Source organism: Hyalangium sp. (assembly GCF_035629615.1).
Lineage (GTDB): Bacteria > Myxococcota > Myxococcia > Myxococcales > Myxococcaceae > Hyalangium.
Window position 1 is genome coordinate 1 of record NZ_DASPHO010000855.1, and the last position, 25239, is coordinate 25239.

The 25239-nt window shown below is 67.2% G+C and carries 17 protein-coding genes and 1 pseudogene; 2 read left to right on the forward strand and 16 right to left on the reverse strand.

What is annotated here, in order from left to right; genetic code table 11:
- Positions 1-75: 75 nt before the first annotated feature.
- The 6 genes from VD972_RS42975 to VD972_RS43000 form a co-directional block, all read right to left on the reverse strand.
- Complete coding sequence (locus VD972_RS42975; protein ID WP_324995491.1) at positions 76-615, reverse strand: GNAT family N-acetyltransferase; 540 nt, start codon at positions 613-615, stop codon at positions 76-78.
- A 640-nt stretch (positions 616-1255) separates the two neighbouring features.
- Positions 1256-4969 carry an FG-GAP-like repeat-containing protein gene (locus VD972_RS42980; protein WP_324995493.1) on the reverse strand — a complete coding sequence of 1238 codons (3714 nt, stop codon included), beginning with the start codon at positions 4967-4969 and terminating at the stop codon, positions 1256-1258.
- Between the two features lie 24 nt (positions 4970-4993).
- Positions 4994-6535, reverse strand: a complete 1542-nt coding sequence (locus VD972_RS42985) for a hypothetical protein (protein WP_324995495.1) — start codon at positions 6533-6535, stop codon at positions 4994-4996.
- An 11-nt stretch (positions 6536-6546) separates the two neighbouring features.
- Positions 6547-7929, reverse strand: a complete 1383-nt coding sequence (locus VD972_RS42990) for a DUF1501 domain-containing protein (protein WP_324995497.1) — start codon at positions 7927-7929, stop codon at positions 6547-6549.
- A 21-nt stretch (positions 7930-7950) separates the two neighbouring features.
- On the reverse strand, positions 7951-8649 hold the full coding sequence (locus VD972_RS42995) for a hypothetical protein (RefSeq protein WP_324995499.1): 699 nt from the start codon (positions 8647-8649) through the stop codon (positions 7951-7953).
- Positions 8649-10580, reverse strand: a complete 1932-nt coding sequence (locus VD972_RS43000; protein ID WP_324995519.1) for a DUF1585 domain-containing protein — start codon at positions 10578-10580, stop codon at positions 8649-8651. Before VD972_RS43000 ends, VD972_RS42995 begins: the two co-directional genes overlap by 1 nt.
- 204 nt (positions 10581-10784) lie before the next feature.
- Here VD972_RS43000 and VD972_RS43005 point away from each other — a divergent pair, with 204 nt between their 5' ends.
- Positions 10785-11351 (forward strand): DUF420 domain-containing protein, encoded by a 567-nt coding sequence (locus VD972_RS43005; RefSeq protein WP_324995501.1) that lies wholly within the window; start codon positions 10785-10787, stop codon positions 11349-11351.
- A gap of 3 nt (positions 11352-11354) precedes the next feature.
- Here VD972_RS43005 and VD972_RS43010 read toward each other — a convergent pair whose 3' ends face one another.
- The 9 genes and pseudogenes from VD972_RS43010 to VD972_RS43035 form a co-directional block, all read right to left on the reverse strand.
- On the reverse strand, positions 11355-11945 hold the full coding sequence (locus tag VD972_RS43010) for a biliverdin-producing heme oxygenase (protein ID WP_324995503.1): 591 nt from the start codon (positions 11943-11945) through the stop codon (positions 11355-11357).
- 201 nt (positions 11946-12146) lie between these two features.
- Positions 12147-12383 (reverse strand): DUF7660 family protein, encoded by a 237-nt coding sequence (locus tag VD972_RS43015; protein WP_324995505.1) that lies wholly within the window; start codon positions 12381-12383, stop codon positions 12147-12149.
- A 490-nt stretch (positions 12384-12873) separates the two neighbouring features.
- Positions 12874-13302 carry a hypothetical protein gene (locus VD972_RS43020; protein ID WP_324995507.1) on the reverse strand — a complete coding sequence of 143 codons (429 nt, stop codon included), beginning with the start codon at positions 13300-13302 and terminating at the stop codon, positions 12874-12876.
- A 12-nt stretch (positions 13303-13314) separates the two neighbouring features.
- Positions 13315-13494: pseudogene (locus VD972_RS45670) on the reverse strand (pentapeptide repeat-containing protein); the annotation flags it as partial.
- Positions 13485-13946: a pentapeptide repeat-containing protein gene (locus VD972_RS45675; protein ID WP_414654224.1), complete on the reverse strand. Its 462-nt coding sequence runs from the start codon at positions 13944-13946 to the stop codon at positions 13485-13487. The pseudogene VD972_RS45670 and the gene VD972_RS45675, both read right to left, overlap by 10 nt.
- 30 nt (positions 13947-13976) lie before the next feature.
- Complete coding sequence (locus VD972_RS45715; protein WP_422653666.1) at positions 13977-14270, reverse strand: DUF7710 domain-containing protein; 294 nt, start codon at positions 14268-14270, stop codon at positions 13977-13979.
- A 28-nt stretch (positions 14271-14298) separates the two neighbouring features.
- On the reverse strand, positions 14299-20130 hold the full coding sequence (locus VD972_RS43025; protein ID WP_324995509.1) for an RHS repeat-associated core domain-containing protein: 5832 nt from the start codon (positions 20128-20130) through the stop codon (positions 14299-14301).
- Between the two features lie 65 nt (positions 20131-20195).
- Positions 20196-20612 (reverse strand): hypothetical protein, encoded by a 417-nt coding sequence (locus tag VD972_RS43030; protein ID WP_324995511.1) that lies wholly within the window; start codon positions 20610-20612, stop codon positions 20196-20198.
- Positions 20613-20647: 35 nt separating this feature from the next.
- Complete coding sequence (locus VD972_RS43035; RefSeq protein ID WP_324995513.1) at positions 20648-21352, reverse strand: hypothetical protein; 705 nt, start codon at positions 21350-21352, stop codon at positions 20648-20650.
- A 214-nt stretch (positions 21353-21566) separates the two neighbouring features.
- Here VD972_RS43035 and VD972_RS43040 point away from each other — a divergent pair, with 214 nt between their 5' ends.
- On the forward strand, positions 21567-23273 hold the full coding sequence (locus VD972_RS43040; protein ID WP_324995515.1) for a sensor histidine kinase: 1707 nt from the start codon (positions 21567-21569) through the stop codon (positions 23271-23273).
- Between the two features lie 34 nt (positions 23274-23307).
- On the opposite strand, the gene VD972_RS43045 is transcribed toward VD972_RS43040, so the two are convergent.
- The coding region (locus tag VD972_RS43045) for a S8 family peptidase (RefSeq protein ID WP_324995517.1) at positions 23308-25239 on the reverse strand (1932 nt) is incomplete at its 5' end.

Genomic DNA, 25239 nt, shown 5'->3' on the forward strand with positions numbered 1-25239 from the left:
AGGAGAACTCGGTCCACCCGCCCGTGCACAGGAGCTTCCCCTCCTCGAGCACGAGCGCTCGAGCCTCGTGCAGGTTCACTCTGCGTGAGAGACCTTACCCGGTCCTGAGCTACCCGAGGCCAGCACTTCCACGAGGTACTCGTGCTCGACGCGACCCCTTTCAACGTGGGTGGCCGCGCGCTGCATTCCGATCTTCTCCAGCACCCGGATGGACGCGGCGTTCTCCGCGTCCACGTACGCAACGACGGCCTGCGCGCACAAGACCTGGAGGCTGAAGCGGAGCAGCTCGGCGGCCACCTCCGTCGCGAGTCCACGGCCCCAGTGCGTGTCGAGGATCCGGTAGCCGATCTCCACGCGCCCGGAGGGCTCTCTCATGAGCGCGGCGGACCCCAGGAACTCTTGCGTGCTCGAGTCGTAGATGGCGTAGACGCCCTCGTGCTCATCCTGGGCGCTCTTCGCCAGGATCCGCTCGAACCTCTCAGCCGTCTCCTCCCACGTGAACGGGCGGCCCGTCACGAGCTGCATCACCCGCGCGTTGCCCGTGAGCTGGTGGTACCGGCCCACCTCACCGTTCGTGAATCTCCTCAGCGAGCAGCGTGCTGTCTTCAGGCTCATGTCCGCGGATCCTGCCCAAGCCACGAGGCCCGTTTCTCACTTTTCTTTTCTCACCGAGCAGGCCATCCGCTACGCCATCAACCCGCCGCCCAACCCGATGAACCAGCCTTCGGGCAGCTGGCACTACTGGTGCCTCGGCCTCGTCAACAAGGCGTACCAGTCCGCGGGCTGCCCGCTCCCCAACCTCCAGGTCAACAAGGCCATCGACGCCTATCACCAGTACAACGCGCAGGGGAAGATCCGCACCGATGGTATCCCGCCGCGCGGTGCGGGGAAGTGCTGCGCGCAGAGCGTCCAGCAGCGGCTGGCCGGCGAACTCCTGGAGCGGCCACGGCGCTGTTCACAAACCTGTCTGACAAGCAGACAGGTTCGGGCAGAGCACGGCCGGCCGACACCTGGAACGAACCTGTCTGACAAGCAGACAGGTTGGCAACGGCTGCGACCGGCAGGAGGCCTCCACTGCTCTGGGATTCCTTGCTCTACCCAAGGCGTGGCTCAGCTGACACGCACGGCGCCTCGGCAGTGCTTCCCAACCGGTCCGACTTTCTCCCAGAGCGACCCGGCTGCGAGCAGCCTTGGGCCTGGCTCTGGGCCGGGCAAGCACTGCCTCCGTGCCTGCCACCCTCTGGCTGACACCCGCTCAGAAGCTGAGCGGCAGCGCGAAGGCCGTGCCGTTCTGCGTGCCCGTGCGGTAGCTCGTCGGCGCGCCGATGACGAGCGTCGGCGGGCTGCCCGCCCCTCCCTGCGTGAGCGAGAGATCCTGCCCGAGGTTCGAGCGATCGTTCACATCGCCCACGGCCATCAGCCAAGGCGACAGCCTGCCCGTTGACTGCGCACCGCCCGCGTAGAGGAACACTGCGCCTCCGCCATCCGAGGCCTCCGAGGCGCCCGGCGCGCTCACGATGAGATCCGGAATGCTGTCGCCCGTCAGATCCCGTCCTCCCGCCAGTGCCCGACCGAAGTTCACCGCGCGCGTGCGGTGCACCAGCGTCGCCGGGCTGAGCCCATTCCCCAGCGCTCCCACCAGCGCCTCGCCTGAGCCACCCGGCCGCCGCGACACGAGCTGCGCCGTCTCGAAGAGCAGCACCGCCGGCTGCGTCACGCCATCGAACGGCACGGCCGTCGCGCTGACGGCCAGGCGCTCCTTCCCGTCGTTGAGGAAGCGCCCCGCTCGTGCCATCGACACGCCCAGGCCCAAGACGTTGCCGCCCACCTCGCCATCCGCCGCCAGCCGCACCCATGAGGCCGTCGTCCGCGCGCCACAGCGCGCACCGCCCGAGTCATAGCCGAAGAGGAGGATGATCCCCGCGCGGTTCGTCTCCGTGTAGCGCCAGCCCACCTCGTCGCAGCCGTCCCCATTCAGGTCGCCCAGCGCCGTCGGCACGGACGTCTGCCGCGTCGTGGAGCCATCCGTGAAATAGAGCGGATCACACCCCATCGTCAGCTTCGCTGGGACGTCCTCCGGCGCGCGGCCGAGGAACACCTCGAACCCGTTGTTCCGCAGCGCCCCGATGTCCTCGAGGCCATCGCCGTTGAAGTCGAACTCGCCCACCACGCCGCGGCCAATCTGGCTGCGCCGGCAGCGCGCATCCGTGTCCGGCGTGCAGCCCGGGATCACCACCGGCGCCCACAGCCGGTAGGCATCCTTGAAGGAGCCATCCGCCTGCCCGAGCGACACCAGCAGCCCCCCCACGCCCTGCGTGCCGGAGGTGACGCACCCCGTCTTCTGCGAGGCGTACGCGGCGAGATCCGCCGTCTGCGAGGTGCTCGGCACCGTGAAGGCCGGCGCGCCCACCACCACGTCGGGAAGCCCATCCCCGTTGAAGTCCGTGAACGTCACGTCCGTGCCCACGCTGCGCCCCTTCACCACCGGTGCGCTCGCCCCCTCCGCCACCATGGCCGCCACTGTCCCCTGTGTCACGTCGTACGTGAAGGCGCGGCCCGCGTTGATGTCGTTGCCGTCCACCAACGTGCCCGGGCCCGCGTAGCCCGGCGCTCCCACCACCGCCACCGCCCGGCCGCCCACGCCCGTCGACGCCGCCACCACCTCGCCAAAGCGCTCCACGGCGGGCTTCGCCGGCACGAGCGAGAAGCTCCGCGTCCACTCCGCGAACGAGGCACCGCCTCGGGTGAAGTACTCCAGCCGCCCCGTGAAGGCTCCCGCCTCCGAGGAGGCGCGCCCGGAGAAGGCCACGAACCCCTGCCCGCTGGAACCACTCCACGAGGCCAACCCCACACCGAACACGTCCGAGCGGCTCTGCCCGTGGATCACCGCCAGCGGCTTGTTGAGGGAGCTGCCCGCGGTGAGCGTTGCCAGCGGATAGGCCAGCACCCGGCCAGCGAGGCGCAGCGTGGTGTTCCCCGGCGCGGGCGCGGAGGCGTTCGGAGCGCCGAGCACCAGCTCGGAGCCGGGCTGCCCGTCCACGTCCACCACCGCGAAGCTCCGGCCCGCGAAGAGGCCCGCCACCTCGCCGTAGATGCGGGCGAAGGCCCCGTCTCGCGCCACCTGCACGGGCGTGCTCGAGGGCTCACCCGTAGGCCTGTGGGCGCTCAGGTCGAAGAGCAGCGCCCCGCCCGCATCCGTGGCCGCCGCGTTGCCGCCGCTGGCGCGCAGGTCCGGCGAGTCCGTCCGGTCCGCCACCGTCATGAGCAGCGGAGGCCGGCCGCCCTCGCTCGGGACGACGCCCAGGCGCCAGGTGCCCTCGGTGGCGTCCCCGCTGTTCATGGGCAGCACGTACACATCCGGCGTGGCCCGGAAGCGCTGGCCCTCGGAGCGCCCGAAGAACACGGACACGCCCACCAGCACCGTGGCCTGCGTGGTGCCGTCCGCCAGGTAGCGCGACACCTTGCTCAGCGCCGCCACGTCCGTCAGCCCATCCCCGTTGAGGTCCGCCGCGACGATCGCCCGCCCCAGGTCCGTGTTGCTGCGGGACATGGGGTTGCCCGTCTTCGACAGATCCTGGCCGCCGAGCCGGATGGCCGCCAGGTCCGGCACTGGCTGGCCGGGTGTGAGGGTGAAGATGTCCACCGTGCCGCGGCGTGACACCGCGGCCGAGGGCGCGAGATCTCCCGCGGGCGCGCCGACGATCAGATCCCCGTCCCCATCCCCATCCACGTCCGCGATGGCCAGGCCCGTGCTGAAGGCGCCGCCGCGGCCGACGCTCGTGAGCGGCGGGCGCATGAGCTGCGGCCCATTGGAGTCCCAGCGGTAGAGGTACACCGCGCCCGAGTCCGCGCCGGTGATGTCCGCCCCCGGGGAGCCCACCGCGAGCTCCGCGCGCCCGTCCTTGTCGAGATCTCCCGCAGCCAGCATGTCACCGAAGGCCGCCGTGTCCGTGGCCCCCGTCAGCACCCACGTGGGCTGGGGGGGCAGGCCGGAGGCCCCGCCCTTGAAGATGAACACCGCGCCGCCGAGCGGGCGGTTGAGATCGCTCTCCCGCTGCCCCACCGCCACGTCCTGCACGCCATCCCCGTCGAAGTCCGCGGTGACGACCGTGGCCACGTCCGTGAGACGGCCATGCGGCTGCGTGGGGCGCTTCAGCTCGTCCATCACGCGCACGGAGACGCGGGCCTTGTCCTTCGTGAAGGGATCTGACGCCTCCAGCACCACCAGCCCGCTGGCGTTCGACTCGGTCTTGAGGCGGGTGCCCTCGATCGTGCCCGGGCCGGACACCTTCGTCCACGTCACCCGGTCGCTCCCGCCCGTGGTGGCCAGCGGAATGATCGAGCCCGCCGGCAGCGCCAGCACCACCGGATCACCGCGGAGCCGCGCGCTGGCGCTCACCTCGTACTGGAGCAGCGCCTCATCGCCCGTCTTCAGATCCCGCACCCGAACCTGATCCACGCCCGCGCTCGCGCCCGCGGTGTACATGCCACCCGGCGTGAGCGTGCTGCCCGCGGTGCTGTTGACCAGCGTGAACTCGGCACTGCCAAGCAGCCCCGCGGTCGCCACCTGGAAGGAGGTGCCCGGACGCACCATGGCGCGCGCCGGCGCCACGTCGAACGGCGCCACCACCTGCACCGTGGTCTGCGCGGAGCCCGAGCACTTGATGTCCTCCACCACCAGGGTGTCGGTGGAGGGTGTGAGCCCCGCGACGAAGCGGTTGCCCAGCATCTGGCCGGACGAGCCGCCCGCCTCGGCGCGGAAGCGGTAGTGGCCACTGCCGCCCGTGGCGGTGAGGGTCACCACGCCCGCCACCCGCAGCTGGGGGGGCTCGGCCTTCAAGGTCATCGCTTGCAGCCCGTCGCAGGGATCCACCACGGGAGGATCCGGCAGGATCGGCTCCTCCTCTTCACCGCAGGCCAGGGTCAGGAACGCAGACACACACGCCGCGCGAGCGAGCAGTCGGGACATGATGGGGGGTGCCTCCGGGAGGAGTTACGGCTTGGCGCCAGCGGCTACCCACCGCTGGATGAGAGAGATGAGCTGGGGATCCAGCGGGCCGTCCGCGGGCATGCGCTGATCGCGCACCGCCGCGGAGATCAGATCGGCGTTCTGCTTCCACAGCTCATAGGTGCTGAGCGGCCGGCCGGGAGTCGTGGTGTGACACTTGGCGCAGCGCGACTCGAAGAGCGGGCGCATGTCCTTCTCCCAGCCCACCTCGATGGGGGAGACGGGCTGGAACTCGAAGTGCACCACGCGCTTGGCCTCGGAGCCGTCCAGGAAGCGCGCCACCACCTCCAGCGACTGCTGGCCGGGCTCCAGCACGGCGAAGGAGAAGGGCCGCATCGTCCCATCCTTCTCCAGCCCGCCCAGGCTGTACTCGGGCCCCTGGACAATGGCCTCCGAGCCGGCGATCCGGAACAGGAGGGTGGGCGACTCGGCCCCTGGGGGCGGCACGGCCTGGATCACCAGGTTGTCCTCCACCACCCGCGAGCTCTGGTTCAACCCGAGCACCCGCGGTGCTGGGGCGCGGCTGATCGCCACCGAGTCCGGGCCGAGCTGCGCCCAGGCGCACCCGCTCTCGTCCGCGGCCAGGAAGCGGAACTCCCGCGTGTCCACGCCCGTGGCCACGCCCCACGAGTCCGCGTCCGCGTCATACACGAGCAGCTGGTCGCTGGACTTCACCCAGAGGAAGCGCCCGGAGCCCAGCAGCTGCACTGGCCGCTGCGCGAACTCCACGCGCCGCCACGTCCCGTCCTTGCGCCGCAGCAGCCGCTCCGAGGTGAGCACCCACAGCTCCGCGCCCTGCTCCTTCGAGGGCAGCAGGGACGCGATCGACACCAGCGTCTCCTTCTCCTCCAGCGGGAGGGCGGCCGGACGCACCTGGTAGATGTTGGGCGCCGTGGCCACCGCCACAGAGGCAGCACCGTTGCGCAGCATCCACATCCCAGGGGCCCCGTCCTCTGCGGGAGCCACCGCCAGCTCGGTGATGCCCTCGAGCGCCGCGCCCTCCACCTTGAGCGCGGAGAGCTGCCCGTTGTTCAGCCGGTACAGGCCGGAGGCATGCGCCAGCCACGCCGCCCCATCGGCCCCCTGCGCCGTGGCCACCGTCCCGGCCCCGAGCGCGTCCCGCCAGGGAGGGGCGATCAGCCAGCCGCCGTCCGCCAGGAAGAGGCCGGTGTCCGTCTCCACCAGCGCGGTGCGAGGCCCGAGCCGGAAGGCCGCGCTCGCCTTCCCTGGCGCCACGGTATTGCCCGGGTGGCTCTCCAGCCGGGCCTGCGAGCCATCCAGCCGCAGCCGCACGGGCTGGCCGGCCGCGGAGACGAAGACGCCGCCTCCCGTCTGGTCCGCGAAGCCCGAGCCCGAGGCCAGCGCTACCGGCGAGCGGACCTGCGCGGGCTGGAAGGCCGCAGGCTGCGGGCGCTCCAGCGGCAGGGAGGAGGAAGGGGAACCACCGCACGCGGCGGCGAGGACAAGGAGAAGAGCGGGGGCAAGCACCCCGCCCTCCTCCTGAACACGGAGGAGTTGGGTCTTCATGGCTTCGGACTTCAGGCCAGGATCGGCTGCAGGGGCGACACGCGAGTGATACTGTAGTCCAGGTCCGCAGAGGCCAGCACCGTGGCGATGACGTGCTCGGGGAGGATGTTCTCGCCGGTGGAAGTCGCCTGGCCGGTGCGCAGGTCGAACGTGCCCGCCGCCATGCCGATGTCACCGCTCGCGCCGAACACGTAGTTGTGCTTCACCCCAGCGCCCATCAGCAGGCAGCTGTTGCTGATGTGGTGATCTCGGCCACCGCTGGCGTTGATGAGCGGCGTGCGGGAGAACTCGGAGAACACCATGATGGTGGTGTGGTCCATGAAGTTGCCGCCCCCTGGGTGCGCGGTGCCCTTCAAGTCATCCACCAGCGTGGCCAGCGCGTCGAAGCCGCGGCGCTGGTTGTTGGCGTGGGTCAGCTGGGTGCCGAAGTGCGTGTCCATGCCGCCCGTGAGGTTGATGGAGACGCACTGGCTGATGCCCTTCTTGAGGGCGGTGGCCACCAGCGCCGCGCGGCCCGCCTCGTTGTCGTAGGGGCCTGTGGCGGCCAGCCCGTACTTCTGGCGCACCTCGGCGTTCTCCGCCAGATTGAAGCGGAACGCGTTGTCCAGCCGGCTGGAGAGCACCGCCTGCATCTGGTCCCGGCTGTCCACGTACGTGTCCCCCACCCCGCGCGCGCCGTAGGCCGCCGCCTCGCAGGAGATGGGCTGGCCGCGGAAGTCCACCAGCTGCTGCTCCAGCTCGCTGTCCAGCTGCCGGGTGCTGGGCGCCAGCGTCAGCAGCAGGTCCGTGGAACGGCTCACCCGCAGCGCGTTGGCGTGGCCGGGGTAGCGGTCATTGTACGTCTCGATGTTGTAGGCCACCGAGGGGATGGGCACCGCCGGGTGCAGCTGGCCGACGATCTCCGTCGCCGTGGACGAGCCGCGCGCCGCGCTGCCGATGGGCCGCTTGCCCGTGAGGAAGTAGCGGAAGCCCACCTCGTGGCCCAGCGTCGTCATGTTGATGCCGCGCACCACCGTCATCAAGTCGAAGTGGTCCGCCAGCCGGCCCACCGCGGGCCCGAACGCGATGTTCGAGCGCACCCCGCCCTTCTCGGGCACCACGGGCATCCCCGAGAAGCGGGCGTCATTGATGAGGCTGTAGCCCGGGAGGATGCGCGTCTCGGACACGCGCTCGGGCGTGAACTCGGTGGGATCCCTCGGGTCGAAGGCCAGGAGCTGATCCCAGCCGCCGGAGAAGTAGACGAAGACGAAGCAGCGATCCGGCGGAGCCAGGTTCGTGGCCTGGGCAAAGGCACGGAACGGGATGCCCCCGAAGAGGGTGGCACCCATGAAGCCGGCGGCCGCCTTGAGGAAGGAGCGGCGCTCGGGGCGAGGCAGGTTCGGGTTCTTCTTCATGGCAGGGTTCCCCGAGAAGCGTCAGTAGGTGAGGAAGCGCGAGTCCGTCATCATCGCGATGCACATGGCAGCAAAGGCCTGGTCGCGCTTCTTGATGGTCTCCGCACGAGCGGCGGCCTGAGTGAAGAAGCTCTTCCACTTCGTCAGCTCGTCCCCGGACAGCGGCGCGCCCCAGAAGCGGGTGGACAGGTAGACGAGCTGCTCGGTCACCTGCGCATCACTCAGCTGGGTCAGGTTCCCGGCCGTGCCGATCAGGGTAGGCACCTTCCGGCTGAGCGCGCGGGCGTTGGGGTCCGCCACCGTCAGCTCGGCGGTGGCCTGCTCCATGCACACCTGGCGCGCTCCGTCCTCAAGAAACTTGGCGAACACGAGGTTGGCCTCGGTGTTCTCGGAGACGACGTTGGCGAAGTCCGCTCGGCCCAGCGAGGGGGCCACATCCTGCAGATCGATGCAGGAGGAGGGGGCACCCGCAGCACACTCCCACGGGCGGCCCACGGCCGTCCGGATGGACGTATCGAGCTGCGCCACGGTGATGCGGCGCGGGGCGCGGCCCACGGAGCCGGCCTGCATCTCCGGATCCGGCAGCGGCGTCACCGTGCCATGGGGGTTGGGGATGGGCTCCAGCTGCCCGTCCACGGGTGGGGGCAAGGGCTTGTCCTCGGACTTGGAGGAGCAGGCGGGGGCAAGCGCGAGCAGCGCGAGGGCGACGAGGCGGCGCATCAGTCGATCCTCCGGTAGGCGTCGCTCGTCAGGAGCTTCTCGACGAGCGTCTTGAGGCTGTAGTTGCTGCGGGAGAAGTCGTCAGAGAGCTGCTGCAGGTACAGCCGCTGCTCCTCCGCCGACATGGGCCGGCCGAGGAACTCGCTCCAGATGCGCTTGACGGCACAGCGCTCCAGGTCGCCCGTCTGCAGCATGCGCTCCACCAGGAGCTGCGGGCCACCGACGATGTTCTCCTCCTCGTCCGGCGTGCGGTAGAGGTACGTCTTGAGCATGCCCAGCGAGTTGGCGCCGTCGCCGTCAAAGGCCTGCATCACGTACTGGCCGCACTCGCCACCGCAGTTGGTGTCACCGGCCAGCGCGCAGTCCCGGCACTTCGGATCGAAGCGGGGGAACTTCTGCTCGTTGAGGAAGAGCGCGTTGCGCTCGTCGAAGCGGCCCCAGTGCGCGCCCGTGGGCTCGATGGTGGCGTGGCAGTAGTTGCAGCCGCAGCGCCGGGCCAGGTTGTTCTCGCGGTTGCAGTTGTCCTCCGGCGGCGGGGACGGATCCGAGGACGGGACGAACGTCTTGCAGAGGAAGGCCTCGTAGAAGTGACTCACCCGGGCGCGCTGCGTGGGGAAGCGATGGAGGAACGAGGGGGTGGTGAGCACACCGGCGTGCTGCGGATCCCGCGTGTACTCCGCCCAGGTGGCCGCCTCCGAGTAGGGAACGGCCGGCACCACATCCGGGTTGGCGGGCGCGGTGATGGTGAAGATGCCCACGCCCTGCTGCTGCCGGTAGAACTCGGACATCGTGCCGTTCACGAAGGAGCGGCGGGTGGTGAGGATGTTGAAGTAGGGCTCGTCGCGGCGAACCACAGAGTCCGCCAGGAGCTCCGGCTCCTTGTTGATGGCGTCGACGCGGGCGGTGTGCACCGCGGCCACCTCGCAGCGGCGCATCCCCACGCCGCAGCCGCAGCTGCGGTCCCGGGCGAAGCGGGTCGTCTGGCAGGACTCCATCGTCCAGGGGTTGGTGTCACGCTCCTGCGCCTCAATGGCGCACACGGTCACCGGCGCTGCAGGGTCCGTGGCGAAGAAGGGGCCACTGCTCTTCGTCACATAGCCCTCGCGCTGGACACAGCCTCGCTGGGGCACATAGGCGCCCTTGATGCCGTTGCGCAGCGACTGGTCCAGCGTGCAGCGATCCAGCCGCGTCAGCGAGGTGCCCGAGGGAGGACTGGGGTGGACGAAGGCCACCACCTTCCCGGTGCCGTCCACCTCCTCCTGCGTCAGCGCGGAGGTGGTGCTCTTGGCCGGGTCCGGCAGACACAGGTACGGCGCGAGCCGGGTGCCCAGCCGCCTCATGTCGCAGAAGTTCAGGTACTTGGCGTCCATCTGGCCCGCGGGGACCGCGGTGCAGCTGGAGAGGGGGGCGGCGTCCGTGTCTAGCCGCCTGCAGGCGTAGAAGTTGGTGTCGTAGTCGTAGCTGACGGGGAGCGGGATGCCCATCTCGTCGCGGCAGACCTTGGTGGCCGGCTCCGAGTGTGGATCCTGACGCTGCGCGTTGCAGGAGTCCTGCTCGATGTAGGCGTCGCAGTTCTGGTTGTTGACGCCACGCAGGCTGGTGCTGGTATTGCCGCGCAGGCCGAACGGGTTGTTCGCCAGACCGGTGCCTGCCATGCGGGTGTCGCCGTTGTCGAAGACGCTGGCGCTGACGTTCGAGCGCAGCAGCGCGCGGTGGTAGCCGCGCATGCGCCCATAGAACTCCTCCGAGTCCATCATCTGCCGGATGTCTTCGGGGGAGATGGAGCCCTTGGCCTGAACGGCCTGGTACTCCTCGATGGTGGGAGGACGGCCAAGCAGATCCAGGGAGAGCTGACGCAGGTGCCGCTGGAGCGGGACCTTCGCCACGGGCTCGCACACCGCCTCCTCAGCCGAGGCGGGAGTGGCCAGCATCCAGGCGAAGGCCGCAAGAGCGGCCACAAGGTGACGCACGCGAGGCACAGGGACCTCCGGGGGGGGTACTGGGTGACTCGCCGCCTGTTATGCACGGTTTTCCGATCTTTAGCTAGTCCCCTTTCACACACAGTGCAGGTGGCCGTCCCTCCTACAACCGGGAGAGGAGTTGCAAGTGTGCGAGGTTCCAGACATTCAAGGGCCATGTCGAATGCGGCCCAAGCTCCTGCATCCCGAGTCAGTGATCGAACCTTCTACGTCTTCACGGGGGTGGTGTCGGCGGCAGCGCTGTCGTTGCTGGCGTGGCTGCTGCTGATCCGGCGGGGGGGTGGAGCGGCGGGGGTGGATCTGCGGTTCATGCCGGTGGTGAACGCGAGCCTGAACGCGCTGGCGGCGAGCCTGCTGGTGGCGGGCTGGGTGGCGATCAAGCGCGGGGCGCGGAGGGTGCACCAGTACCTGATGGTGTCCACGTTCGCGGCGTCGGCGCTGTTCCTGGTGGGGTATCTGGCGTACCACTACGTGCACGGGGACACGAAGTACGCGGGCGACGGGGCGATGCGGGTGATGTACTTGGCGGTGCTGGCCAGCCACGTGCTGCTGTCCATGCCGGTGGTGCCGCTGGCGCTGGTGGCCTTCTACTTCGCGTGGAGGCAGGACTTCCGGCGGCACCGGAAGGTGACGAAGTGGCTCGCGCCGATCTGGCTGTATGTGTCGGTGACGGGGGTGCTGGTCTACTTCCTGTTGCGTGGCAGCCTGCCGGCCTCACCCTGAGGCTCAGGGTTGGAGCGTGGCCTCCCGTGCCTCCTGCTGGAGCCAGCCTCCGAAGGCATCAAAGGTGTCCTTGGCGGCCTGCACCACGCGCGCATCGAACTCCTCGGAGGCGGCGGCGCTGGAGACGCGAGTGAGGGCCTCTCCGAAGGCGCGCCACATGGTGCCCACGTCCTCGCCGTAGGCGCGGAAGAAGGCGAAGTCGCCTGCGGGGACACCGGCGAAGTGGCGCTGGAGGTGGCGGAGGATGAGCTGGCCACCCAGCGTGGCGCCCTCCAGCACGTAGCAGCAGCCGAGCGCAGCGGGGATACCGGTGAGCGGCGGCATCCAGGAGGCATGCGGAAGGCGCGCGAGGGATGAGGCGTCATGCCCCAGGGCACGCAAGTCCCTGGCGAGCAGGGGCAGCTTCCGGCGCTCGGCGGCTCTCAGCTCCGGGAGGAAGTCGGCGAGCTGTTCGGAGAGCTGGGCCTCGAGCGGGGCATAGAAGCCGTAGAGCGCCTCCAGGTGGTGGCGGTAGTGCTCGAGCGTGAGACCTGGGTCCAAGAGACGGACGGTGCGCTCGGCCCGCTCATGGTGGGGGCGGGTCTCGGCCTTCAATCGTTGGAGGATCTGACGAGATTTGAGGTGCACGCGCCTGGGAAGATGATGCGGCAGTCCGCCAAAGGGAACACGGACGTGGGGGAGAGTGTCCACCAACCATCGCGCTGCTCCAGACTTCTGTTGTCTGGCCAATGGAGTCAGCTCGTGAACGCGAGCATGCGCTCCAGTCCTTCCTGCCTCCCGTCCTCCGCTACAGCATCACTCATACATCTTCGCGGCCATGAGCATGTCCCCAACGACCTTCCAGCTGGGCTGTTTGGGAATCTCTTGCCCCGTGTTGCGGTAGTAGCCGTCCATCGCTTCCGTCCAGGCCGCAAGAGCTTCGAGGAATCGCTCGAGCGTTGGATTCTCCCACGTATCGGGCTTCTCGATCAGATCCGCCCGCAGCGAGCGGATGAACGTCACCAGGTCATCATTGGAACGAATTCGCTCCACGCGCCTGCTGATGCAATAGCGAGAGCGCCTCGTACAACCCCATCAATCGTCCTTTTTGGAAATCCTGATCTTCCGGCAAAGCTTCATCCACCTCCAACCTGGCGTTGTCGACCATCTCCTTAAGCATACTTCCGAAACTCGCAAAAACTCTTCAAACCCCTTTTCATCCTGAACACTCATCCACAGCTCCTTCCTCCAACCAGAGTCGCTCATCGAGGGGTGAGGCCTTTCTCTGGGGCAGTCACTGTCTTTTTCACAGAGCCCTGAGCACCAAGCCTCGTCTTCTTCTTCAATCTGATGGGTCTTCCCACCACAGCACATGCTTATGCTTTCGGGCGCGCGGACTTGAGCACCAACCCCAGCGTCTCTGTCTCCTGAGTTTTTCTGACACGCATCAAGAAAAATCACACACAGAAAACATCCAATCCCTGCAATCAAACTTCATGATTCACCTCACGAACACCACGGCGGTCCCATGTCCAAACCGCCTTCAGGAGGTATTGGCATTCACCACAAGCACCTCATTATGATCGTTCTCTACCACGAGCCAATCGAGATTCTTGCCTACCAAGTAGTACTCAAAGAACTGACAACTGCCGAGGACCCCCGGCAAGTCAGCCACGAGGATATCGTAGACAGGAAGTTCTGCCTCTTCAGTCTCGGGAATGAACCAACACCGTTCGTTTGATGGCGGAACAAGCGTGTGGACAGCGTTGCAACCATCGCCCTTTGGGAACTCATGGCGGTCCGCAGGCTGCTTCAACGCGAGCCACCATGAGCGAGGATTGCCCACAACGAATCGGTCTTGGGCTGCGTGGCAAACCTCGCGTGCCTGAGCTGGGGGAAGCTTGAGCCATCCTCCCGGATTGACTCCAAGCGCTGCCATCGCACTATCAATCTCCTCCTCGATCTCGTTCATCTCTTGAGTCCTTCAGATCCAGCGCAGGAGTCCTCTACTCTGAGGCGAGAAGCCAGGAGGCCACTGGGTTCCTTCATCAAAGATCGCATCGCGAAGATCCGCACTTTCCAATCTCTCACACAACATACAGGCTGCTCGCAGATCCGCTTTCACAAAGACAGCACCAGCCACATCTGCTTGACTCAAGTCAGCCCCCTTAAGATCGCGCTATCGAACCTCGCCCCCACTGCCGATGCACCCACGAGCCGAGCAGACGACAGATCAGCGCTTCTCAGCGAAGCAACCATCAGGGCCGCATTGCCAAGATCGGCTCTCGAAAGGTTCGCGCCCTCAAGAGACGCTCCTCGCAGATTGGAATGTCGCAAGCTTGCTCCATGCATATCCACTCCATCCAGAATGGCTCGGTGGAGCTCCTGCCCATCCAAGTTTGCTTCCACAAGGGTTTTGACCTGTACCTGGACAACTTCTCCTGTCGCACACCTGATCTCAATCAATGTCCTCTCTCCCGTCCGCTGCTTTCCGCGCGGCAAGTCGTGCGGTTGGCTGGAAGCAGCCGAATCACAGGGCAAGGCGCTGGTGCTTTTCCAGCAGTGCTGCAAATTCTTCCAATCCCCGCTCAATGAACCGATCGAGCTCAGCGCCACAAAATGTACAGTCGCGCATTCCTGGATGGCTCATCTAGAAATTCGCCCCTGCTCGTAGTGAAAGTGCTCCTGCTTCGCTGAAGAGAAGGTTTGAATGAACTGGGCTGACTCGTGCTCAGGTCGCTTTGGTTGAAACAGACTCCGACTAACGGCCCAGTCATACACTCCCACATCCAAGGGGTAAGAGGTAAGCACTCCGCTTAGCTTATTCTTTGTTATCCAAGCCTCCGCTGATTCCCTTGTCCGGAAAACGCCTGACGGAAAATCTCCTCCCTCACCAGAAAACACCCACACCTGCGACTCCACCACTTGTGAGTCATGCATATTCAACCTCGTTTAAAGCCGAGTACCCTTACCGCTGTTTTTTGAGATATTTTACGATCTGCTTGAGCGCCTTACGAATTTGTCTTCTATTGTCGGCAACAACCTTGGCTTGCTTCGAAGAGAGTTCCGCTTCCCCCTTTAGAGGATTTCCGTTAACCCCAATTTTGACCTCATAACTCCCTTCCGTTACATGAGCGTGTGCAGGTCGGTGGTCCCCGCTCTTGTAGTAATGTTGTACGAGCACTCCATTAGAATCAACAATCGTCTTATCAGGGAGCTTAGGTGTTCCCGCTGCCGCTGCAACCAAGGGTATGTCCTGCACCTCAGACGACAATCCTGGCGCCTCAGCATCGTCAGCCCCGAGCGGATTGGTAACAATCTCCTTAAGAACCTCCCGCAGGACAAAAGCCAAGGTTTCCGCTGTTTCTTCGGAGTGCAGTGCAGCAGCTTCCGCTTGGCTAATAGCGGATCCATCCATGGCAAAGTCACCGATTGGCTCGGCCAACCCACTCGGATCGCTGAGAATGAGTGGATTGCCGTTTGCGTAGTCATAAGCTGAGACACTTCTCCCGTCTCCAACTTCGCCAAGGACGTACAACGGCTCCGTGGCCATTGGGTCTGGGCTCAAGTACTTGCCAATACTTGGATCGTAGTAGCGATTCCAGTTCTCGAACAGGTCCGTCTCGGCGTCGTGGTACTGGCCCGGGAAGCGCAACGGCGTCCACACGGGTGACGCGCCTTGCTGGAAGCGACGGTGCTCATAGCCCTCCAGGACGACGCCCTTGTACGTCGCCGAGGCGTTCGAGAAGAACCGCGCGTGGACACGTCCCTGGCCATTCTGCTGGGGCACCTCTACCCAGCCGGAGGCCTGCGGGCCCTGCTGCCGGCCTGTGACACGCGCAGAGTTCCCCGTCACCGACGTGAGTTCGTTGCCGTTCTGATCGCTCAGGTACGCATAGTCGTAGTCCCTCTCCACATCCACCAGCGCATAGCGCGCACGCAGTTGCACACTCAGCGCTGTGCTGGGAGAAGGTTGGTTGAAGTAACCCAGCACGCTGCGCGTGTTGTTGGCATAGGGATGAGCGGTGTCTCCCAGATAGGTGACGCGGTTGACGTGACCGAAGGGCGCGTACTCCGCCATCCCCGACATCCGCCGGTGGGAGTCCAGCATCAGCACCGGCTTCTTCAGGTAGTCCGTCACCAGGAAGTACACACCGCACGGTGCAGACTCCCCGTTGCGCCTGCAGTCACCCGTCAGATCCGACTGGCGGGTCCAGTTCGTGTCGAACTTCGACTTGATGAGCGCTACAGGCCGTCCATCCAGCCAGAGGTACTCGTCCAGCGTGTACGCGTCCGGTGTCCCCGCCTGTACAGCGGAGTTCCCACGGTCCTCCAGCAGCTTGTCCCCGTCGTAGAAGAACTCGTCTTCCTCTCCAGTCGGATACCGCTTGAGCCTGCGACGACCGTTGGCGTCGTAGAAGTACTCGTAGACGCTGCCACCCACGCTGACAGACCGGTAGACCATCCCCACTGCCGCATGGTTCGGCGCACTGGGATCGAGGCTCTCGTCGAACGCGAAGTCGAGGCTGTAGGACGCACCGCTCGAGTCCGCTGGCCAGGCCTTCCGCGTCACGCGACCGTCTCGGTCGTGGCTGAAGGTGTGGCCGTAGAGCGAAGGCCCGGGACAGACATTCTGCATCGGCGTCGAGCACCGAGTACCCCGGGACTTGCGCTCCGTCAGCCAATCCACGTGCGGCCCACTCCCCGACGTGAGCTGGAAGTCCCAGCAGTCCTCCGTCTCTCCCTCGCGCCCGCTGTCCACCAAGCGGTTGCCCCGCCGGTCATACGTGTACGAGCGCTTCCCCACCGTTCCACCCTTCGTGGAGAACTGCTGCGACGGACGGGACACCTCCTTCAGCCTCAGCCGCTCGTCGTAGGCGTAGAGCACCGACTGCGGCGCGGCAGCGCTGGTGTCCAGGACGCAGGTGTCCTCCCTCGAGAGCTGATCCCCCTTCCAGCCGTAGGTCCGGCGGAAGATGTCCCCCGTGCGAGAAGCATCGTAGGACGAGAGCGACGCCCCCGAGACCCACAAGCCCCGAAGATGCCCCGAGGTATCCCCCGCCCCGGGACGCGCAGCGTTGCAGCTCGTCGCGGGCGTGTTGTCACCGCCCACGAGGTACTCGATGCTCGCGACGTCTTGACCCGCCGCAGCCAGCGGCGCGACGACCTCATACGCGCGCACCCCGCCGAACGGCTCCCACTGCACGTTGCGCAGCAGCGTGCGTGAGGTGGTCGTCACCCCTCCCGTCATCGCATCACGGCTGTAGGTGTCCACCTCGATCGCCTGGACACGGTCCTCCTGGGCGCTCCCCACGGGGTGGTAGCGGTAGCGCACCACTCGCCCATGTGGGTACGTCTCAGCGATGAGCCGCCCATCCGGGCTGTAGGTGAACCGGCTGTTGGGCGTGTCGTTCGTATGGGCCGCGCTGCAGGCCAGCGTGCGCGGCTCCCCCGCTCCCGCCCTCCGCCGGTAGATGGCCGTCACCCGGCCCCACTCGTCGTACTGGTACCAGCTGTCCCCAAAGGAGTCGGTCCGCACCTGGAGCCGCCCCAGGGCTCGGCTCACCTGGGTGGACGGACAGTTCGCCGGAGGCTCCACCGAGGTGTCGTACGCCAGCGAGTACAGCAACTCACTCCCCGCCCCGGAGACCTGCCGCACCTCCTTCAGCCGGCTCAGGCTGTCATACGTGTACTGCAGCCACGCTGGGTTCGGCCCTGCCGCCATCGCCGGAGTCTGCTTGCGCAGGAGATTGCCCGCGGCGTCGTACTCGAAGTGGGTGGTGCCCGCTCCGCCGCTGCCGTTGTCCGTCCACGGGGCCGTCGCGGACACCAGGTTGCCGAAGTCGTCGTGCTGGTAGCGAGTCTCCGGCTGGGTGCAGGTGCTGCCATCCCCATGAATGGAGAACTCCGGGCACCCCATCTTCACCCGCTCCACGTTCCCTTGCTTGTCGTACCCGATATAGGTCTTGGAGGAGAGCGACTCCGAAGCCGGGTACTCCACCATCCCCGACAACCGGTTGAGCCTGTCGTAGATGAAGTGCGTGCAGAGGAAGGAGTTCACCGAGGTGTTCCCGCCCGGCCCGTCGCAGAAAGGCGGCGGCGTGGAGGCCCCTGCTGCCGTGACATACGGGAGCCCGAGTCCCTTGCGATTGCCCTCCGCGTCGAAGAACGCCGTGGAGGCATAGCTCCCCGCCCCACTGCCCCACGCCTCGAACGTGGTACGGCCCAGCGGGTCCGTCTCGTACCTCCGGGTGCGACGCACGGCCCCCGAAGCATCCAGGTACGTCTCGGTTGCCAACGCACCCGTCCGGTACGTGTAACTCACCTTCTCCGTCCAGGTGCGCCCATCGGCGTATGCAGACTTCGCCTTCCACTGAAGCTTGTCCGTCAGCGTTCCGCCCACGCACGCGGTGCCCGGAGTTCCCGTGCGAGAGCACAGAACCTCGTAGAACCCCTCTGGACGCAGGATGTAGTCACCGTGGGTGGCTCCATCATCGAAGCCGTAGTGCGTCGTCACCCCCAACGCGGAGCTCGCCACCAGCCGCTCGCCCTCATACACGTAGGTCGTCCTCAAGCCGCTGGGATCGGTGCCCACCCGCACGTTGCCGCGCGCGTCGTAGGAGTCGTAGGTCGTCGTCAACCCCAGAGCGCCCTCGCAGCTCACGCCCGCATTGTGGGTGAAGACGGTCTTGCGCTTCAGACGGTTGGCTCGGTTCGCCGACTCGCTGGCCAGGTAGTACTCGTACTGGACGATGGGAACGATGCCCTCACCGCTGCAGTCCGTCTGGTCTGCGTTCACGAGGCAGGGCCCGTGGACCTCCAACACCCGGCCCAGCGCGTCAGGCTGGTTCGCCCCTGCACCACACGTCCGAGAGGTGAAGAAGAAGGTGCCGATCATGCGCGGGCTCGCCTGCCACATGCCATTCTGGAAGACCCAGGTGTTCCCCTCCTGGACGGCCGCAAGCAACCGGTTGGTGTGCGGGTCATATCGGTACGTGCTGGTGCTCTCGGTCCTGCCCGCGCTTAGGAGCACCGAGTCCACCTTCACGTGCTTCACCAGCTGCTCATGGGCCCGGCTGCCGTACTGGTACGCATAGCGCTGGGTGAGCAGCGCCCCGGCTCCCGTGTTGTCGGCGGCTCCCGCGTAGCTCGTCGTCAGCTCCGGAGGCGCCAGGTAGTTCTGGGCGCCCGCTGAGTCCACCGGGATCTGGTGCACATAGACCTTCCACCCGGAGTTGCTGTCCCGCTCTGCCTTGGGCACCTCTCGCTTCCGGGTGTCGCTGTAGGTGAGCTTGTCGATCTGCCACTCCCACCCGGCGGCGGGCAGGCCCACGCAGCTCCCAGCCGTCGACTCACAGCTCATGTTGGCCTTCGTAAGCAGTGGCCCCTGCTTGTCGTAATGGCTCAACAGGAAGTCCCGGTTCAGCTTCACCGTCCCGCCGGTGCCATTCCCAGAGCTCGCCTGGGAGTCCTTGAAGTATTGCCACTGCGTTCGCTTGCAGGAGCTCGTGACCTGGCCCGAGAGGCCCTCGGGACCGAACACCCCCGGGGAGCAGGTGTCCACCACCGTCCCGACGCTGTTGTTCTCAGCCGTCACCGCATAGGTCCGATCCGGCCCGGAGTCCTGCAGCATGTGCCCCCGCACCGGGTCGAGGAGCTTCTGGGTGACGAGCTTGCCGTCCTGCTTGACGACCCAGGCCCGCTGCCCCGAAAGGCTGTACTCGTACGTCGTCCGGGTATGCGTCTCAGGACGGGATGCGGAGGAGAGCAACCCGGAGGTGCCCTCCGCGTACTCGTAGAACACCACCGTCTGGGCCGGCGCGCCGTCCGTCCCCACGAGGCTGACGAAGAGGAGGACACACTCGTACTCACCGGCAGCCCCACCCCCGCGCGGAAGCCGGTCGTAGTTGAACTTGAGCTTCGCCCCACTCCCGGTGACGGCCTCGTCCACGAAGAGCTCGCCCGAGTCCACCGTCGTCCCCTGGCAGACCGGCGGTGACCCATACGAGAGCGTCACCCGGCGCCGACACCCCAAGGGCCCCGCGTTCGCTCCCTGGCAGAGGTCCGGCTCGTCGTACTGGCCATCCTCCACATAGCTGAGCAGGTACGTGTCTCCCTGCTGCATCCGATAGTGGTACCGCCCCTCGGGCGTGTGCAGCACGAAGCCATTCTCCACGGAGAGCTTCAGGTCCGGCTCCGCCTCGTTCACGCTCATGCACGTGAAGTCCGGCGCCTGCGGTTCGCAGGACGTGAACTCGTGCTTCCGTCCCGAGGTGTCCCGGACGAGGTAATAGGGAATGCTGGGATCACATAGGGTGTCGCCTTCACGGCCTGCACTGCACTCGCGATAGCGGACCTGCACGAAGCTGTAGAGGCTGTGCCACCAGCGCAGGACCTTGATCTGCGAGCCGCCCGCTGAAGCGGCCTGGGGGGAGCCGAAGGGCTCACTCTTCGGATCGGCGCTCTTCACGCGCCAGGTCTCATCGGCGGAGGCGTAGTGGCGCACCAGGGAGAACGCTCCGACACTCCCCTTCACCGTCACGTCCACGGCGCTGTACGTCGGCCGCAGGCTGCCGAGCGACGCTGGCTCGCTCGAGGCCCCGAAGTCCTTCGGTCCACCCAAGGACGGGCGCGGGACAAGGGCCGCCTGGGCGACCTTCTCCGCACGCGCGGCCACATCCTCCGCGCCTTCCGTGGAAGCCCAGGCCACCCCCAGCGCCACGCTGACCAACACCAGACTGCAGGACACGACACGCTGGCGTCCATGCGCCAGCCAGGAGATGAGGTTTTGCACTCGCATAGGTTGACTCGGAGCCTGTCCCTCGGGGACGGCTCAGCTCAGGGTTGCAGAGGGAAAGAGGTGACTCAGGGACTGGCCACTGCGGAGACCCAGCTCGAGGGTGGCTGGCACACGCCGTCCTCCGAGCCTCCAGGCATCAGCCGCGCACACCGCCACCCCTCGGGGCACTCCTCGAGGTCTCGGCACGTCTGGCTGCAGAAGTAGCCCGCACCCGGCTGCGGCTTCACGTGCAGGCAGATACCGGAGACACACTCCGATCGCCCGTAGGTGGTGCAGTCCTCCCCCACGCTCTTGCTGGGAGGGCTGGCAGCGGTCAGCGGCCGGTGCTCCGTGAGCACCTTGGCGCCTGCGGGAGCGGGCACGCGGGGTGCCTCCTCCGGCTGCACGTCGCAGGCCCACAACAGGGCCGCGCTCCAGCCCAGCGCAAGCCAGTACCCGAAACGGCCCGCGCGCGCGGACCGAGCAACACTTCGTCCAGTCATGATGGATCTCCAGGGGGCGGCCCGCAGGCCAGGGCTCACAAGTCACACGGCTGGCAGGACAGCCCTTCATCCACCACGCCGTCGTTGTCGTCGTCGCAGTTGTTGCAGCCTTCGGAGTACACGCAAGCCGCGGGGACACCGTGGGTGCACGTCTGCGTCCCGCTGTGGCCACAGGCGTTGGGACCACAGGTCATCGTGAGGGAGTTGTTCTGCGGCACGCCGGGGGCGTTGTCCTTGTAGCCATCCGCGTTGTCATCGCAGTCGTTGCAGGTCTCCGGGCCCACGTTGCATGCGCCTGTGCCGCAGCTCGCATCACAGGGCGCTGTGCTGATCTTGTTCTCGCAGCCCGTGCATGGAGCCGCGCCTGCGCACCCCCTACAGGGGCTCCAGACTCCGTCGGCGCACGTCTTGTGGCCGCCCACGCTGCAAGCGTTCGGGTTGCACGAGCTCAAGAGCGAGTTGTGCTGCAGCACACCGACGTCGTTGTCCTTGAACCCGTCTCCATCGTCGTCGCAGTTGTTGCAGCTCTCGAGGTCCGCCACCCTGCAGCCCGTGTACTGCCCGAGCCCATTGCAGACCTTCGTTCCCGCCGCCCCACCACACCCCGCGCAGGCCGCTCCGGTCGTGGACTCCGAGTCCGCCCTGCACAGCCCATAGCCCGTTCCCAGGCGGTTGCAGATCCGGATGCCTCCACAGCCATTGGTGAGCTGACAGGGCTCGGTATCGTTCGGGTTACACACCGCTTCCGCCCATGCAAGACAGGGCAGGAGCCGTGGCGATCCAGAGCCACTGCACGCCCCAGGCCAGTCCCTCTCCGCGAGTCCTGTCAGCTTGCGATGCCCCGGCCTTCCTCGCAGCTGGACGGGGGGGTCCACGATGCCGGACGGTGGGGAGTCCACGATGGGGACAGAGGTGACTTGTGCTTGCGCCGCTTCTCCCCTAATGCCTACCACCATGTCGATCCGCTCCAAGGTCCTGCTGTTCGCGGGGATAGCGCTGGGCCTCGTGGCCGTCGCGGGAGCCGTGCTCTACCGCAACGCCTCGCAGGCCCAGGAGCTCCGCCTCCGGCTCGCGGTCGTGGACCAGCAGCTGGGCGTCTATGCCGGAATGCCCCCTCAGGCGTGGCGCTACCTGGGGCATCTGCTCCAGGCAGGACGTCTAGGACGGGACTCCCGGGAGCTGCTGCACGAGTATGAGCAGCTCCTCAGCGAGAACCTCCTCAACCTCGAGGAGGGGCTGCGCACGGAGCAGCAGTGGAAGGACGTCCCGGCGGACCCGCGCCAACAGCAGCTCATCGACGCCGTCGTCGAAGCCCAGCGCCAGTGGGCTCGAGGCGTCGAGGTGGTGCTGCGGCCGTCTCCCACCTCCACCAGTGCCGAGAGCAGCTCCTGGTGGGAGCTGTTCTCCACCTACGAGCAGGAGGTGCGGCCTCGCCTGGAGAAGGCCGTCGCTGCCGAACGCGTGGCCCAGAAGGCGCTCCAGGCCCGGCTGGAGCTGAACCTCCAGCGCTCCCAACAGCTGGCAGGCACCCTGCCACTCGCCTTGGGCGTCCTGCTCGGCCCTCTGGCAGCGCTGCTGCTGACACCCCTGTTCCGCGAGCTGCGCGAGCTCCGAGCCAGCGCCGAGCGCATCCGCCAGGGTGATTTCTCCGCCGAGCTCCCCGCCCGGCGCGAGGATGAGCTGGGCTCGCTCGCGCACGCCCTCAACCGCATGGCGCAGGAGCTGCGAGACTCCCTCAGCGAGAAGGAGCGCATGCTGCAGGCCCAGGCCGAGGCCACCGAGCGTGAGCGTCGCCGCGACGCGGAGACCGCCGCCCGGGATCTCCACCGCTACAACGCCGCCCTGGAGCAGATGGTGCGCGCGCGCACCGTGGAGCTAGAGAACGCCAACACCCAGCTGGCCTCCAGCCTCCGGCAGCTCCAGGCCATGCAGACCCAGCTCGTGTTGAACGATCGCATGGCCTCCATGGGCAAGGTGGCCGCGGGTGTGGGGCACGAGATCAACAACCCGCTCGCCTACGTGATCAGCAACCTCTCCTTCCTGTCCAAGGAGCTCCACCGCACCGGCGCAGCCCCCTCCGAGGAGGACCGCCAGGAGTTGCTGACGGCCGTGTCCGATGCCAAGGAGGGCGCCGAGCGCGTGCGCGACATCGTCCAGGACCTGAAGACCCTGTCGCGCCCGGATGACGCCAGCAACGGGCGGGCAGAGCTGAAGACGGTGGTGCGCGCCGCGGTGAAGATTGCCTCGCATGAGATCCGCCGCCGCGCCCGCCTGGTGGAAGAGCTGGGCGAGCTGCCGCCGGTGGCCGGCAGCTCTTCACGGCTGGGACAGGTGTTCCTCAACCTGCTCATCAACGCGGCACACGCCATCCCTGAAGGCCATGTCGAGGAGAACGAGATCCGCATCGCGGCCCGGCAGGAGACCCCGGAGCTCATCCTCGTGGAGATCCACGACACGGGCTGCGGGATCCCTCCCGAGAACCTGGACCGGGTCTTCGATCCATTCTTCACGACAAAGCCCTCGGGCGAGGGCACGGGACTGGGGCTCTCGCTGGTCCACAGCATCCTCACCACGCTCGGCGGCTCCATCTCGGTGGAGAGCCAGGTCGACCGGGGCACCACCTTCCGCATCCGCCTGCCCACGGCCAAGGCGCTGAGCTGAGCCCTCACGCACCCAGGCCGCTATCAGCTCTCGCCTACAAGCAATAGCCGTTGGCGTTGCACGTGAGGCCCGTGCCCACACAGACATTCAGGACACCGCAGTTCGGCAGGCACTGCCCTCCGCCCGACTCGTCGTCGTAGCAGACGTAGCTCGAGCGGCAGTTGCTCTGCCCCGCACCCGGCCCCGAGCAGCTGGCGATGCAGGCCCTCTCACCCGAGTCCGAGTCCACGATGTAGCACTTGGAGCCCGCGGGGCACGACTCCGTGCCGCAGTCCCGCGTGCAGTAGCCGCCGGGGTAGCCCGTCACGCACCGGCCGCCGTCCGGACAGTCCGAGTTGGAGGAGCACGGGCTGCCCACCACCAGCGTCGGCGTGTCGTCGATGGGCGCCAGCGGCACCAGATCGTAGCTGATGCCCGTGAGCACCTGCTGCGCTGTCAGCGAGATGGATTCGAAGTCATCCGCGTTCCGCCAGAAGCCCGTGCGCTCGCCGTCCTCGAAGAACTCGCCGTCGTTGTCGTCGTCGATGGTGGCGAGCGTGTAGTACGTCCTCGGCTTCAGATCGATGGAGTACTGGTAGCTGGACGCGGCCGAGACCATCCCCACGGCATCATCGTCCACCTTCCACTCGCCCAGGGCATCCTGGTACGCGAAGGCGATGAACGCGTCCTGGTCCGCCGACGCGCCCACGCGGATCTTCACCGCCACCGTCGCCGAGCCCGCCGCCGCCCCGGAGCTCGCGTCCGTCCCCGTGAGGGTGAGGATCGCCGAGTAGTCCCCGTTGGCCAGCCCTCCGGTGCTCACGCCCACCTCCAGCGTCTGGGTGCCGAAGGCCGGTATCGTCAGCGTGGAGCCCGGCAGGGACACCGCCGAGGCCTGTGTCCCCGACTTCGCCGCCGTCACCCGGAGCGAGCCCGAGCCCAGGTTGGAGATGAGGACCTGCTGCGTGCTGCTGCCGCGGAAGGACAGCAGGGTCGTGGTGACGCCCAGCTTCGGCGGCTCGGTGGAAGCGCCGCTCAGCGCCTTGAGCGCCGCCTGCGCATTCACCAGGCCCGAGCCGCACCCCTCCGAGCACCTGCTGCTCGCGCTGGCCGTCGACTTGAGGACGTTCTCCGCCTGCGCCAGGGAGATGCTCGGGTTCACCGACGCCATCAGCGCCAACACCCCCGACACGTGCGGCGTGGCCATGCTCGTGCCCTGGTTGAAGACGTAGGCCGGCTGCTTGTTGTCATCCAGCGACGTGGAGAGGACACCGTCCGGGTACCCGTCCCCGTTGAGATCCTCGCGCATCTCCCCGCCCGCGGCCATCACGTCCACCGGGGCGCCGAAGTTGGAGAAGCTGCTGCGCTTGCCCGCGAAGCTCGTCGAGCCCACGCAGATGACGCTCTGCTGGTTGCAGGGTGTGACGTCGGCTGCGTTCGTGTTCTCGTTGCCCGCGGCGATGACGAAGAGGGTCCCGGCGGCCGCCACGCGCGCGTCAATCACATCCTGGTACGTCCGCGAGGCCGGCGCCGCGCCACCGAGGCTCATGTTGACGACCTTGGCGGGGCTGGAGGCCGCAGGCACCCCCGGCACGGTGCCACCCGCCGCCCAGTTCATCGCCGCGGCGATGTCCAGGCTGCTGCCGCCCAGCTTGCCGAGCACGCGCACCGGCATGATGCGCGCCGTCCACGTCACGCCCGCCACGCCGTTGGTGTTGTCCGTCGCCGCGCCGATGGTGCCCGCCACGTGCGAGCCGTGCCACGAGGAGCCACCGCCCGGCTCGTCCCCACCCCTGTCCTCGGGGTTGGCATCGCGCCCATCGCCGTCTCCCGCGTTGCTCACGTCCGAGATGAAGTCATAGCCCGGCACGACACGAGAGGTGAGGTCCGGGTGGGACACGATGCCCGTGTCGAGCACGGCCACCGTCACGGTGCCCGCGCCGACGCTCACGTCCCAGGCGGACGGCAGGTTCAGCGCCGGGTAGTG

What these genes read in the sequence shown, in the direction of transcription:
- VD972_RS42975 (WP_324995491.1), bottom strand. Translation starts at nt 615, where the DNA reads ATGAGCCTGAAGACAGCACGCTGCTCGCTGAGGAGATTCACGAACGGT.
- VD972_RS42980 (WP_324995493.1), bottom strand. Translation starts at nt 4,969, where the DNA reads ATGTCCCGACTGCTCGCTCGCGCGGCGTGTGTGTCTGCGTTCCTGACC.
- VD972_RS42985 (WP_324995495.1), bottom strand. Translation starts at nt 6,535, where the DNA reads ATGAAGACCCAACTCCTCCGTGTTCAGGAGGAGGGCGGGGTGCTTGCC.
- VD972_RS42990 (WP_324995497.1), bottom strand. Translation starts at nt 7,929, where the DNA reads ATGAAGAAGAACCCGAACCTGCCTCGCCCCGAGCGCCGCTCCTTCCTC.
- VD972_RS42995 (WP_324995499.1), bottom strand. Translation starts at nt 8,649, where the DNA reads ATGCGCCGCCTCGTCGCCCTCGCGCTGCTCGCGCTTGCCCCCGCCTGC.
- VD972_RS43000 (WP_324995519.1), bottom strand. Translation starts at nt 10,580, where the DNA reads ATGCTGGCCACTCCCGCCTCGGCTGAGGAGGCGGTGTGCGAGCCCGTG.
- VD972_RS43005 (WP_324995501.1), top strand. Translation starts at nt 10,785, where the DNA reads ATGTCGAATGCGGCCCAAGCTCCTGCATCCCGAGTCAGTGATCGAACC.
- VD972_RS43020 (WP_324995507.1), bottom strand. Translation starts at nt 13,302, where the DNA reads ATGAACGAGATCGAGGAGGAGATTGATAGTGCGATGGCAGCGCTTGGA.
- VD972_RS45715 (WP_422653666.1), bottom strand. Translation starts at nt 14,270, where the DNA reads ATGCATGACTCACAAGTGGTGGAGTCGCAGGTGTGGGTGTTTTCTGGT.
- VD972_RS43025 (WP_324995509.1), bottom strand. Translation starts at nt 20,130, where the DNA reads ATGCGAGTGCAAAACCTCATCTCCTGGCTGGCGCATGGACGCCAGCGT.
- VD972_RS43030 (WP_324995511.1), bottom strand. Translation starts at nt 20,612, where the DNA reads ATGACTGGACGAAGTGTTGCTCGGTCCGCGCGCGCGGGCCGTTTCGGG.
- VD972_RS43040 (WP_324995515.1), top strand. Translation starts at nt 21,567, where the DNA reads ATGTCGATCCGCTCCAAGGTCCTGCTGTTCGCGGGGATAGCGCTGGGC.